Origin of the sequence: Pseudomonas sp. TH15 (assembly GCF_016651105.1) — a bacterium.
Classification (GTDB): Bacteria; Pseudomonadota; Gammaproteobacteria; order Pseudomonadales; family Pseudomonadaceae; genus Aquipseudomonas.
The window spans coordinates 1,247,590-1,260,221 of record NZ_JAEKEL010000001.1; the positions used below are offsets into that span (position 1 = coordinate 1,247,590).

The window sequence follows — 12,632 nt, forward strand, 5'->3', positions numbered from 1 at the left end:
TTTGGCATTGCCCCGCAAAAACGCGCAATATCGGGCCATTGCCAATACGCTGGAGGACAACGTGGCATCGAAAATTGACCGCATTGCCCAACTGCTCGACAACCCGGAAATACGCCGGGCGATTACCGAGGCGCGTAAGGAGTTTCTGCTGAACCAGCCGGAAGAAGATGTCGTTGATGAAGACGAGGTTTTTGAGGAGGAGGCTGGGGAGGAAGAAGAGGATGACGACGATTACGATGAGTTTGACTGGACGACGGAGTAGCGTCGTTCGGTTGTCTTTTCATTGGCCACAAAAAAGCCCCGGACCATCACAGTCCGGGGCTTTCTCGTTTAAATCAATGGTGCACCAGGCGGGATTCGAACCCACGACCACTGCCTTCGGAGGGCAGTACTCTATCCAGCTGAGCTACTGGTGCAAGCGGGCGCCATGATACCTAGGTCGGCTCGGGGCGTCCATGCTGGGTTTTGGCGTGGATTGTGAGTGCGCGTGTCGGTTGAAATCGCTGCATTCCATAAAGCTGTAACGTCCTGCAAAACCCTCGCTTGGCGCTTCGGTGTGGTTGATCTAAGGTTTTGTTGGGGCGAAGGCTTTTGGCGCGTTGATCTGAAAATTTCCACAAACGCGGCGTTTTTGTTCTTTTTTCGAACGACCTATTGTCCTTTACCCCCTTTGATCCTACGATCCGTTTGAGATTTCAAACGCTCTTTGATGGGTGTTGCAGCGCTGGTGGTTCGAAATGTCCACGGTTGATGCGCCACACCCGGTGAATGATTTCCCTGACGGCAGCCTATAGGGCGCCTTTCTACAATCATAATTCGCTCCGCGCTGGTCGCGGTGCTGTTAAGGAAAGCCGACATGCAGCTTAAAGACTCCCAGTTGTTCCGCCAGCAAGCCTTTATCGATGGCGCTTGGGTTGATGCGGACAACGGTCAGACGATCAAGGTCAATAACCCGGCAACGGGCGAAATTCTGGGCACCGTGCCGAAAATGGGCGCTGCCGAAACCCGCCGTGCGATCGAAGCCGCTGACAAAGCGCTGCCGGCCTGGCGTGCACTGACCGCCAAGGACCGTGCGAACAAGCTGCGTCGCTGGTTCGAACTGATCATCGAGAACCAGGACGACCTGGCTCGCCTGATGACCCTCGAGCAAGGCAAGCCATTGGCCGAAGCCAAGGGCGAAATTGTTTACGCCGCTTCCTTTATCGAGTGGTTCGCCGAAGAAGCCAAGCGCATCTACGGTGACGTGATTCCGGGTCACCAGCCAGACAAGCGCCTGATCGTGATCAAGCAGCCAATCGGCGTGACCGCTGCAATCACCCCGTGGAACTTCCCGGCCGCGATGATCACCCGTAAAGCCGGCCCGGCCCTGGCCGCCGGTTGCACCATGGTGCTCAAGCCTGCTTCGCAAACTCCGTTCTCCGCATTCGCACTGGCTGAGCTGGCTCAGCGTGCCGGCATCCCTGCCGGTGTGTTCAGCGTTGTTTCCGGTAGCGCTGGCGATATCGGCAGCGAGCTGACCAGCAACCCGATCGTGCGCAAATTGTCCTTCACTGGCTCGACCGAAATCGGTCGTCAGTTGATGGCGGAATGCGCCAAGGACATCAAGAAAGTCTCCCTGGAATTGGGCGGCAACGCGCCGTTCATCGTGTTTGACGACGCGGACCTGGATAAGGCCGTCGAAGGCGCGATCATTTCCAAGTACCGCAACAACGGCCAGACCTGCGTCTGCGCCAACCGTCTGTACATTCAGGATTCGGTCTACGACGCGTTCGCCGAGAAGCTGAAAGTGGCTGTGGCCAAACTCAAGATCGGCAACGGTCTGGAAGAAGGCACCACCACGGGTCCGCTGATCGACGAAAAAGCCGTGGCCAAGGTTCAAGAACACATTGCTGACGCGATCAGCAAAGGCGCAACCGTTCTGGCCGGTGGCAAGGTGATGGAAGGCAACTTCTTTGAGCCGACCATTCTGGTCAACGTGCCGAAGAACGCTGCCGTGGCCAAGGAAGAAACCTTCGGCCCATTGGCGCCGCTGTTCCGCTTCAAGGACGAAGCCGAAGTGATCGCGATGTCCAACGACACCGAGTTCGGTCTGGCCTCGTACTTCTATGCCCGTGACCTGGGCCGTGTGTTCCGTGTGGCTGAAGCCCTGGAATACGGCATGGTCGGCGTCAACACCGGGTTGATCTCCAACGAAGTCGCGCCGTTCGGCGGCATCAAGGCGTCGGGCCTGGGCCGTGAAGGCTCCAAGTACGGCATCGAAGATTACCTGGAAATCAAATACCTCTGCCTGGGCATCTAAGCTCTTAATAGATAAGCGCCGGCAAGGCATTGCTTCAAGCGGAAAGGGCACGAGAGCGCTGTCCCTTTCTGCGTTTCAAATGGAATTTTCTCTGTGGCCGGGAAAGCTGTGGCAGTCGATCATCGCATGCTGCCGTAGTTGCCTCCCCGCCGCATTTTCCTTGAACCACGCCGCCCGATGAGCGGTGAATGAGGACTTTATGAGCAAGACTAACGCATCCCTGATGAAACGCCGCGAAGCCGCTGTACCACGCGGTGTTGGCCAGATTCACCCGATCTTCGCCGAATCCGCGAAGAACGCCACCGTGACCGACGTTGAAGGTCGCGAGTTCATCGACTTCGCCGGCGGTATCGCCGTGCTGAACACCGGTCACCTGCACCCGAAAATCATCGCCGCCGTGACCGCGCAGCTGAACAAGCTGACTCACACCTGCTTCCAGGTGCTGGCTTACGAACCGTACGTAGAACTGTGCGAAAAAATCAACGCCAAGGTGCCAGGTGATTTCGCCAAGAAAACTCTGCTGGTGACCACTGGTTCCGAAGCTGTAGAGAACGCTGTGAAAATCGCTCGTGCCGCCACTGGCCGTGCTGGCGTGATCGCGTTCACCGGCGCTTACCACGGCCGTACCATGATGACCTTGGGTCTGACCGGTAAAGTCGTGCCTTACTCGGCCGGCATGGGCCTGATGCCAGGCGGCATCTTCCGCGCGCTGTACCCGAATGAACTGCACGGTGTGAGCGTCGACGATTCGATCGCCAGCATCGAACGCATCTTCAAGAACGACGCCGAGCCGCGTGACATCGCTGCGATCATCATCGAGCCGGTTCAGGGCGAAGGCGGTTTCTACGTCGCGCCTAAAGCGTTCATGAAGCGTCTGCGTGAATTGTGCGACCAGCACGGCATTCTGTTGATCGCTGACGAAGTGCAAACCGGCGCTGGCCGTACCGGCACTTTCTTCGCCATGGAACAGATGGGCGTGTCCGCCGACCTGACCACCTTCGCCAAATCCATCGCTGGCGGCTTCCCGTTGGCCGGTGTGTGCGGCAAGGCTGAATACATGGACGCCATTGCTCCAGGCGGCCTGGGCGGCACCTACGCGGGTAGCCCGATCGCTTGCGCCGCGGCCCTGGCCGTGATGGAAGTGTTCGAAGAAGAACACCTGCTGGATCGCTGCAAAGCGGTTGGCGAGCGTCTGGTGACTGGCCTCAAAGCCATCCAGGCCAAGTACCCGGTGATCGGCGAAGTCCGTGCGCTGGGCGCGATGATCGCGGTTGAGCTGTTTGTCGACGGCGACAGCCACAAGCCGAACGCGCCTGCAGTGGCAGCGGTTGTGGCCAAGGCGCGCGACAAGGGCCTGATCCTGCTGTCCTGCGGCACCTACGGCAACGTTCTGCGCGTCCTGGTACCGCTGACTTCGCCGGACGAGCAACTGGACAAAGGCCTGGCGATCATCGAAGAGTGTTTCTCTGAGCTCTGATCGCCAAGTGTGACCTGATCGACAAAAAACCCGCTTCGGCGGGTTTTTTTATGGTCTTGAAACACATCAAGGATAAATGCGTTGTATCGAATGGCCAGCATTGACTAAGGTTCATGCATTGCCGTTGGAGTGTGCGAATGACCGCTGTGGTTTTACCCGCTGTACCGCGTGTGCTGATTGCCGAGGCCGACCCCTGGTCCCGCGACCTGCTCAAGCAGGTGTTGTTGAATGTGCGTTGCGACGCACGGCTGGATCTGTGTGCCGACGGCCAGCAGGCGATGGAACTGCTGGCGACCGTGCCTTACGATCTGGTGATCGTCGACTGGGAATTGCCCGGTATCGATGGCTTGAACGTCTTGCGTAGCGTGCGTCAGCGCAAACGTAATCCGCCGTTGCCGTTCATTCTGATGAGCAACCGCAACGACAGTGCCAGTGTGCGTGAAGCCTTGCCTTTGGCGCCCACCGCGTATCTGACCAAACCTCTGGATATGGAAAACCTGACTCACCGTTTGCAGGAACTGCTACTGAACGCTGGGGAAGAAGTGTCCTGCGAGGCACCCACGCTGGCGCCGGGCATGACCTTGTCGGTGTATCTGGAACGTCGACGTGAGCAGACGGACGGCGCGCCGTTGATGACCGATGTGCAACTGGCGGTTAAACGCAGCCTTAACCCCAATGGTCTCGATCTGACGCTGCTGGAAGCTGAGGTCCGCAATGATCCGCAAATCACTGCGGTGCTGATCGCCGCCGCCAACAGTGCGGCCCAGCATCATGGCGCCGCGGTGCAAACCTTGTCCCAGGCGCTGCTTCGCTTGGGCACCGCGCAAAGCATGAACCTGATTCTGGGCCTGGCCCTCAAGCGCTGTGCGCGGCTCAGTGATCCGCAGTTGGCGGACTATGCCGAACGTTATTGGGATTTGTCGCTGCGTACGGCCGAATATGGCCGGACCCTGGCGCGTTTACTGGACCTGGACCAGGAGCGCTGCTATTGCGCGGGGATGCTGCATCGCCTCGGCGATCTGGCGTTGCTGCGTTGTTTGCAGGAATGGAAGCAGGCCGGTGGCGAGCTGGATGAATGGGAAGAGGTCGGTGAGGCGCTGGCCGCGTTCGGCGCGGGCTACGGTTCGGCGCTGCGCACGCGCTGGCGTCTGCCGCTGGAACTGCGGGAGCTGATTGCGGCGGTCTACCAGCTCGGTGGCGGGGTTTATTCGCGCGAAGCACTGGTGATGAACATGGCCGCGCAACTGGCGCGCCTGACCGAACACGAGGGCATTGAGGAACTGTCGAAGAGCCGGACGGCGCGGTTGCTTAAGATCGGATTGCCAGAGCTGATGCGACTACGCAAAAAGTAGCCATCACACAAACCCTGTGGCGAGGGGGCTTGCCCCCGTTGGGCTGCGAAGCGGCCCTGAGTCCTGCAACCGGAATCTGTCAGGTGAACCGTGCTCTCTGGTTTTGCGATTGCTGCGCAACCGAACGGGGGCAAGTCCCCTCGCCACAGGAGTTCAGTTGCGCCGGAAAGTCGTTAGGCGGAGATAATCCGGTTCTTGCCCTGGCGCTTGGCTTCATACATCGCCGCATCCGCGCGAGCGAACAGGCTATCGAGGCTTTCGTCGTCGCTGGTGAGGCGGGTCAGGCCCTGGCTGACGGTGATGCCGAAGGTCTGCTCATCATGGCTGAAGCTCAATCGCTGAATCTCTCGCTGCAGGCGCTCGGCCACTTGCATGGCCATGTCCGGCGCACAACCCGGGAATATCGCCGCGAACTCTTCGCCGCCGATTCGCCCGAACAGATCACCCCGGCGTAATGTCGCGCGACCGCTCTCGGCGATACGTTGCAGCACAGTGTCGCCCGCCGGGTGGCCGTAGGTGTCGTTGACCTTCTTGAAGTCATCAATGTCCAGCAGCAGGAAGGCCAGCGGCGCACCTTGCAGCCGTGCCTGTTCGAACTCGCGATGGGCGCACTCGAAGAAGTGTCGGCGATTGCTGCTTTGGGTCAACACGTCGGTGGTCGCCAAGCGTTGAAGCTCGGCTTCCATTTGCTTCTTTTCGGTGATGTCCTCGGCAATACCGACGATGATCACCGGTTGCCCAGGGTCGGCCTGACGGTTGATGAAGCACTTGTCGCTGAGCCAGCGCACCTGACCGTCGGCCGCGATGATGCGGTACTCGCGGTCTTCGACGGCACCTTTGACCAGCACTTCGGCCAGGCTGCGCTCGGCGTAGTCCAGGTCGTCGGGGTAAATGCTGTCGCGCCACTGGTTGTAATCGGCCAGCAACAGGCCGGCGGAACGGCCGAAAATCCGTTCATAGGCGGGGCTGACGTACAGCACCTGACGGGTTTCCCAATTGAATGCCCAAAGCACCGCGTTGACGCTGACCAGCAAGGAGCTGAACAGTTGTTCGCGTTCGCTAAGGCGCGCGACTTCACCTTGGGCATGCATCAGTGCCATCAGGGTTTGCGCTGCCTCGGGCCACTGCGGATGGGATGAGTCTTGTAGGTTTTTAGTGACCATCGGCATAAATCTCAAAGGGCGTGCGCCGCTCGGAGGTTCGAAAGCGGCCACAACGTGGGCCTTTTATCAATTATTTCTTGTGCCACAGCAGGCGCATCACGCTTGGTGTGGGAAAGAATTGATAACAGGTCCCGGCCCGCCTGGATGGCGAAGTGTCTTTGAGATAGGGGATTTGGAGCTTAGTTCCCGCCTTGGGTGGCGAGGGAGCTTGCTCCCGCCGGGCGGTAATGGCGACGCGTTTGTTCAGTTGAAACGCGTCGTCTGGGTTTGCGTCTGCTGCGCAGCCGAACGGGGCGGTGTGGCGTTCCGACAAGCCCCCTCGCCACAGGCAAGCCTCGGTTCAGAGGCTTGCCTGTGACTACAGGTCAGACAGGCGCTGCAGGGCGCAGGGAGTAGGTTTTCAGCTGGTCGGCGAAGTCGCGCAGGGATTGAATCCCGCTGGCTTCGGCTTCGTGTACCCAATCCTTGATAGCGGCAAGCATATCGTGACCATTTGAGCTGGTCTTGACCCAGATCTGCTGCAAGGCCAGGCGTTTCTCGTAAATTACCTTCAGCGCCTGGCTGTGCTCGAGCATGTTCTGGATGCGGATATGGTGCTTGTCATCCAGCAGGCTGGTTTCCCGCGAGAGCAAACGCTTGGCCCGGTGGAACTGGTGACGGACCGAGTGATCGACCTTTTCCAGCTCCTGCTTGACCAGCGGCGCGATAACCAACTTGCGGTACTGCGCCATGATCTGGAAGCGGTTGTTGAGAATGGCCATGGCGGTGTCCATGTCCAGATTGCCCTTGCCTTCAACCCGGTGGGCGATCGGCGCAACGCGCTGGACCTTGGCCAGACGGAAGAAACTGAAGACCTGGATCCAGGCCCAACCGAGGTCGAATTCCCACTTCTTCACCGACAATTTTGCCGAGTTAGGGTAGGTGTGATGGTTGTTATGCAGTTCTTCGCCGCCGATCAGGATGCCCCAAGGCACCAGATTGGTTGCCGCATCGCGGCATTCGAAGTTGCGGTAGCCGATGGCATGGCCCAGGCCATTGACCACGCCGGCGGCCCAGACCGGGATCCACATCATCTGGATGGCCCAGATGGTGATGCCGATGGTGCCGAACAGCAGCAGGTCGATGACGCCCATGATCGCGACGCCCAACAACGGGTAACGGCTGTAGAGGTTGCGTTCGATCCAGTCTTCGGGGCAGTTCTTGCCGTAGATGCGCAGGGTTTCCGGGTTTTCCGCTTCTTCGCGGTACAACTCGGCGCCCTTGCGCAACACGGTGGAAAGCCCCTTGATGACCGGGCTGTGCGGGTCATCGACGGTTTCGCATTTGGCGTGATGCTTGCGGTGGATGGCGGTCCACTCGCGGGTGTTCTGCGCCGTGGTCAGCCACAGCCAGAAGCGGAAGAAATGTTTCAGGCCGGCATTGAGCTCCAGGGAGCGATGGGCTGAATAGCGATGCAGATAGACCGTGACACCAACAATGGTCACATGGGTCATCAGCAGGGTGACTGCCACCAGTGACCAGGGCGACAAGCCGAGAAAACCTTCGTACCACATAGGCTATAGGGCCCTCGATAAATAAAAAAACAGCCGTTGCATTATCACTAAGCCCACAGATAAAACCAGTCGCCCTTTCAGATAAGAGTGGCCGGATGTTTCTTTAACCTATAATTCCAACCCGTTTGTAGGGACATGGATGGCCGAATGACTGCAACATATCGCGATGCCTTGCGTGCAGCGCTGCTTTATCTGGTGATTTCAGTAGTCTGGCTCCAGTTCAGTGGTTATTTATTGAACAGTTTCTTCGATAGCTCCACCGAGCTGTTGCGATGGCAACTGATCAACGGTTATGCCTGGGTGCTGCTCAGCGCCGGATTAATCTTTCTCGCCCGGGCCAAACTGTTCCGCTGCCTGGGGATCGGCGCCAAATTACGCGAGCGCAATGAAGACCGGGAACGTCTGCGCCAAGCAGCAGCCGTGTTCGATTGCACCCGCGAAGGGGTGTTGGTGACCGACCGCAACGGGCTGATCGTGCATGTGAACCGCGCGTTCATGGAGATCACCGGTTATCTGCGTGAGGAGGTCATGGGCCAACGGCCGAGTCTGTTCAAGTCCGGTCGCCACCCGCCGGCCTTCTATCAGGCGATGTTCGCCATGCTCGGTAGCAGCGGCGAGTGGAGCGGGGAGATCTGGAATCGGCGCAAGAGCGGCGAAATCTACCCGCAATGGCAGACCATCCGCCTCATTCATGACGACCTGGGCCGTGTCAGTCATTACGTGGCGGTGTTTTCCGACATCAGCGCGATCAAGAACTCCGAACACGAACTGACACACCTGGCTCACCACGACCCGTTGACCGATCTGCCCAATCGCCTGCTGTTCACCGATCGTGTCGAACAGGCACTGACTTCGGCGCAACTGCACAAGCGTGGTTGCGCATTGCTGATGATCGATCTGGATCATTTCAAGATGATCAACGACAGCCTCGGGCACAACATCGGCGACCAACTGCTCAAGGCCGTGGCCGTACGTTTCAAAGGCCTGTTCGTACCGGGCATCACCCTGGCGCGGCTGGGCGGCGACGAATTCGCCGTACTTGCGGAAAATTGTCCGCAACTGGTGCACGCGGCGGCGCTGGCGCAACGGATCATCGATGGCATCAAGGAGTCGTTCGAGATCGATGGGCATCAGTTGTTCATTAACGCCAGCATCGGCATCAGCCTGTTCCCCGGCGATGCTTTGAGTGCCGAGCAACTGCTGCGCAATGCCGACTCGGCGCTGTTTAAGGCCAAAAGCACCGGCCGTGATGGTTACGCGCTCTACACCGAAGAATTGACCGCACACGCCCAGCAGCGGGTCGAGATCGCCTTCGAACTGCGCCGCGCGCTGGAACAGCAGGAACTGCGGGTTTACTACCAGCCGGTCCATGACCTCAAAACCAGTCGCTTGATCGGCGTCGAGGCGCTGGTGCGCTGGGATCATCCGCAGCGCGGTTTGATATCGCCGGCCGAGTTCATCCCGGTCGCCGAACGTACCGGGCTGATTTCCGAGATTGATGCCTGGGTCATGCGCCAAGCCTGTCAGCAGATGTGCCAATGGCAGCAGGCAGGCGTGGTGCTGTCGTTTGTCGCGGTGAATGTGTCTTCGCGGTTGTTTGCGCGCCGCGAGTTGTATCAGCAAGTGGCGCAGGTGCTGCACGAAACCGGGCTGGATCCGGCGTATCTGGAACTGGAAGTCACCGAAAGTGCGGTGATGGACGATCCGGAAGTGGCGCTGGAGCAGATGCACCGCTTGCGTGAGTTGGGTGTTCGGCTGGCCATCGACGATTTTGGCACCGGTTATTCGTCGCTGCTGCGGCTCAAGCGTTTGCCGGTGCAGAAGCTCAAGATCGATCAGGGTTTTGTCGCCGGGTTGCCGTGGGACGAGGATGACGGCGCGATTGTGCGGGTGATCATCGCGTTGGCCAACAGCATGGGGATGCAGGTGCATGCCGAAGGGATCGAGCAAGTGGAGCAAGCGGCATTCCTGCTCGAGCACGCTTGCGAACTGGGGCAGGGCTACTGGTTTGGCAGGCCGGTGCCAGCGGGGCAACTGGATTGGGCTCGGGCGCCGATTATTTGCTGAGTTCGTGATGCGCTTTTGTGGCGAGGGAGCTTGCTCCCGTTCGAGTGCGAAACGCTCGCCAACTATTAGAGGGATTTGCTCATCGGTAGCGGTGACGCTTTTGGGACTGCTACGCAGTCCAGCGGGAGCAAGCTCCCTCGCCACAGGGGTCTGAGTGATTTCAAAAACTCAAAATCCTCCGCAAGCCCTTGTCCCACCAAATAATACTTTTTGGTTATATAAACATTCTTAAATAGTCTTTTTAAGAATATCCGCGCCTATCTACTATTGCCCTCACGCCGCAAGCAGTACCGACACTGCCAGGCAACCTCTCAGATAAGGAGCAGCACCATGAGCGCATCCCTACGTAGCGTTGACGGCCAGGACGAAGCAACCATTTTGCGTGAGATCCAGAGTGCCCTGCGCGATCTGCGTTTCGGCGCAGTGGAAATCACCGTGCACAACGCCCAGGTGGTCCAGATCGAACGCAAAGAGAAATTCCGCTTGCAGAACCCGGTTAACAAACCGAGCTGAAGCGAAAATCAAAAGAAAGATCAAAAGATCGCAGCCTTCGGCAGTTCCTACGGGGGATTGAGGTAGGAGCGGCCGAAGGCGGCGATCTTTGTAAACGGCAACCGCGATTCAAGAAACTCATAAGAAAAAGCAACACAATCAGAATTCCAGGAGCTTTCACCATGTCGTCGATTCGTCATTTCGCTTTGGCCGCGCTGGCCAGCGCTCTTTTTGCAGGCTCCGCGGTTGCCAAGGATTACGAGCTGCTCAACGTGTCGTACGACCCGACCCGTGAGCTGTATCAGGACTACAACGCTGAATTCATCAACTTCTGGAAGAAAGACCACGCTGGCGACAACGTGAAGATCCAGCAATCCCACGGTGGTTCGGGCAAACAAGGCCGGGCGGTAATCGACGGGCTGCGGGCCGACGTGGTGACCCTGGCCCTGGCGGGTGACATCGACGAAATCGCCAAACTCGGCAAGACCCTGCCGGCCGACTGGCAGAAGCGTCTACCGGATGCGAGCACGCCTTACACGTCGACCATCGTGTTCCTGGTGCGCAAGGGCAACCCTAAAGGCATCAAGGACTGGGGCGACCTGATCAAGAACGACGTGTCGGTCATCACCCCGAACCCGAAAACTTCCGGCGGCGCACGCTGGAACTTCCTCGCGGCCTGGGCCTATGGCCTGAAAGCCAACGGCGGTGACGAAGCCAAGGCCAAAGAATACATACAAACCCTGTTCAAACACGTGCCTGTGCTGGACACCGGTGCTCGCGGCTCGACCATTACCTTCGTCAACAACGGTCAGGGCGACGTGTTGCTGGCCTGGGAAAACGAAGCGTTCCTGGCACTGAAAGAAGACGGCGGCGCCGACAAGTTCGAGATCGTTGTGCCTTCGCTGTCGATCCTCGCCGAACCACCGGTGGCCTTGGTCGACAAGAACGCCGAGAAAAAGGGCAACACCGAGATTGCTGAGGCCTACCTCAAGCACCTGTACAGTCCGGCCGGTCAGGAAATCGCGGCGAAGAACTTCTACCGTCCTCGTGACAAGGACGTATCAGCCAAATACGCCAAGCAGTTCCCGAAACTGGACCTGGTGACCATCGACAAAGACTTCGGCGGCTGGAAAACTGCCCAACCGAAATTCTTCAATGACGGTGGCGTGTTCGACCAGATTTACCAGGCGCAGTAACCTGACTACAAACTGTGGGAGCGGGCTTTTGTGGCGAGGGGATTTATCCGCGTTGGGCTACGCAGTAGCCCCAAAATCGGCAAATGCGGAAAACCATATACACCGCATGTGATGGTTTTGGGGCAGCTTCGCTGCCCAACGGGGATAAATCCCCTCGCCACAGGGTTCGCTCCCACATTGATGCGTTTTTAACCAAGGACTTTTATGTCGCGTCGTATCTCCCCCGTCATACCCGGCTTCGGGCTGACGCTGGGCTACACCTTGGTGTACCTCAGCCTGATTGTGCTCATTCCACTGGCGGCGATGTTCATCCATGCCTCCCAACTCACCTGGGATCAGTTCTACGCCATCGTTACCGCGCCTCGCGTGCTGGCGGCGTTGAAGCTGAGCTTCGGCACTGCGCTGTATGCTGCGATCATCAACGGCATCATCGGCACGTTGCTGGCCTGGGTGCTGGTGCGCTACACCTTCCCGGGCCGCAAGATCATCGACGCGATGATCGACCTGCCGTTCGCCTTGCCCACCGCCGTGGCCGGTATCGCGCTGACCGCGCTGTACACGCCGACCGGTCTGGTCGGGCAGTTCGCCGCGGACATGGGCTTCAAGATCGCCTACACCCCACTCGGCATCACCCTGGCGCTGACTTTCGTCACGCTGCCATTCGTGGTGCGCACGGTGCAGCCGGTGTTGGCCGACATCCCGCGTGAAATCGAAGAAGCGGCAGCATGCCTCGGCGCCAAGCCGTTGCAGGTGTTCCGCTACATCCTGGTGCCTGCGCTGTTGCCGGCCTGGCTGACCGGTTTTGCCCTGGCGTTTGCCCGTGGTGTCGGTGAGTACGGTTCGGTGATTTTCATTGCCGGCAACATGCCAATGAAAACCGAGATCCTGCCGCTGCTGATCATGGTCAAGCTCGACCAATACGATTACACCGGTGCCACCTCCATTGGCGTGTTGATGCTGGTGGTTTCCTTCGTCCTGTTGCTGCTGATCAACTTGCTGCAGCGGCGCATCGAAACCCCATAAGGAGGCGCGA

10 protein-coding genes and 1 tRNA gene are annotated in these 12,632 nt (G+C 58.8%); 8 read left to right on the plus strand and 3 right to left on the minus strand.

The features are described from left to right. Position 1: 1 nt before the first annotated feature. Entirely contained in the window at positions 2-262 is a 261-nt protein-coding gene (locus JFT87_RS05655) for a hypothetical protein (protein ID WP_201199551.1), read from the plus strand. 77 nt (positions 263-339) lie between these two features. On the opposite strand, the gene JFT87_RS05660 is transcribed toward JFT87_RS05655, so the two are convergent. Beyond that, positions 340-416, minus strand: a tRNA-Arg gene (locus JFT87_RS05660). A 440-nt stretch (positions 417-856) separates the two neighbouring features. On the opposite strand from JFT87_RS05660, the gene gabD reads away from it, so the two are divergent. The 3 genes from gabD (at position 857) to JFT87_RS05675 (ending at position 5,128) form a co-directional block, all read left to right on the plus strand. Then, positions 857-2,299 carry an NADP-dependent succinate-semialdehyde dehydrogenase gene (gene gabD / locus JFT87_RS05665; protein WP_201199554.1) on the plus strand — a complete coding sequence of 481 codons (1,443 nt, stop codon included), beginning with the start codon at positions 857-859 and terminating at the stop codon, positions 2,297-2,299. Positions 2,300-2,498: 199 nt separating this feature from the next. Continuing rightward, complete coding sequence (gabT, locus tag JFT87_RS05670; RefSeq protein WP_201199559.1) at positions 2,499-3,776, plus strand: 4-aminobutyrate--2-oxoglutarate transaminase; 1,278 nt, start codon at positions 2,499-2,501, stop codon at positions 3,774-3,776. 137 nt (positions 3,777-3,913) lie between these two features. Next, on the plus strand, positions 3,914-5,128 hold the full coding sequence (locus JFT87_RS05675; protein ID WP_201199561.1) for a response regulator: 1,215 nt from the start codon (positions 3,914-3,916) through the stop codon (positions 5,126-5,128). Positions 5,129-5,301: 173 nt separating this feature from the next. On the opposite strand, the gene JFT87_RS05680 is transcribed toward JFT87_RS05675, so the two are convergent. Together JFT87_RS05680 and desA are read right to left on the minus strand one after the other, a co-directional pair. After that, on the minus strand, positions 5,302-6,291 hold the full coding sequence (locus tag JFT87_RS05680; protein ID WP_201199563.1) for a GGDEF domain-containing protein: 990 nt from the start codon (positions 6,289-6,291) through the stop codon (positions 5,302-5,304). Between the two features lie 365 nt (positions 6,292-6,656). Further along, complete coding sequence (gene desA / locus JFT87_RS05685) at positions 6,657-7,844, minus strand: delta-9 fatty acid desaturase DesA (protein ID WP_201199565.1); 1,188 nt, start codon at positions 7,842-7,844, stop codon at positions 6,657-6,659. A 147-nt stretch (positions 7,845-7,991) separates the two neighbouring features. Between desA and dibA the strand changes: the two genes are divergently transcribed. From dibA to cysT, 4 genes are all read left to right on the plus strand, one after another. Next, positions 7,992-9,911: a phosphodiesterase DibA gene (dibA, locus tag JFT87_RS05690; RefSeq protein ID WP_201199566.1), complete on the plus strand. Its 1,920-nt coding sequence runs from the start codon at positions 7,992-7,994 to the stop codon at positions 9,909-9,911. Positions 9,912-10,241: 330 nt separating this feature from the next. Continuing rightward, positions 10,242-10,424, plus strand: coding sequence for a sulfur starvation response protein OscA (gene oscA, locus JFT87_RS05695; RefSeq protein ID WP_123498265.1), 183 nt, complete (start codon positions 10,242-10,244; stop codon positions 10,422-10,424). A 161-nt stretch (positions 10,425-10,585) separates the two neighbouring features. Continuing rightward, a complete protein-coding gene (locus JFT87_RS05700) occupies positions 10,586-11,599 on the plus strand; it encodes a sulfate ABC transporter substrate-binding protein (protein ID WP_201199568.1) in 1,014 nt (337 codons plus the stop codon). A 204-nt stretch (positions 11,600-11,803) separates the two neighbouring features. Then, positions 11,804-12,622: a sulfate ABC transporter permease subunit CysT gene (cysT, locus tag JFT87_RS05705; protein ID WP_201199576.1), complete on the plus strand. Its 819-nt coding sequence runs from the start codon at positions 11,804-11,806 to the stop codon at positions 12,620-12,622. Positions 12,623-12,632: the final 10 nt, after the last annotated feature.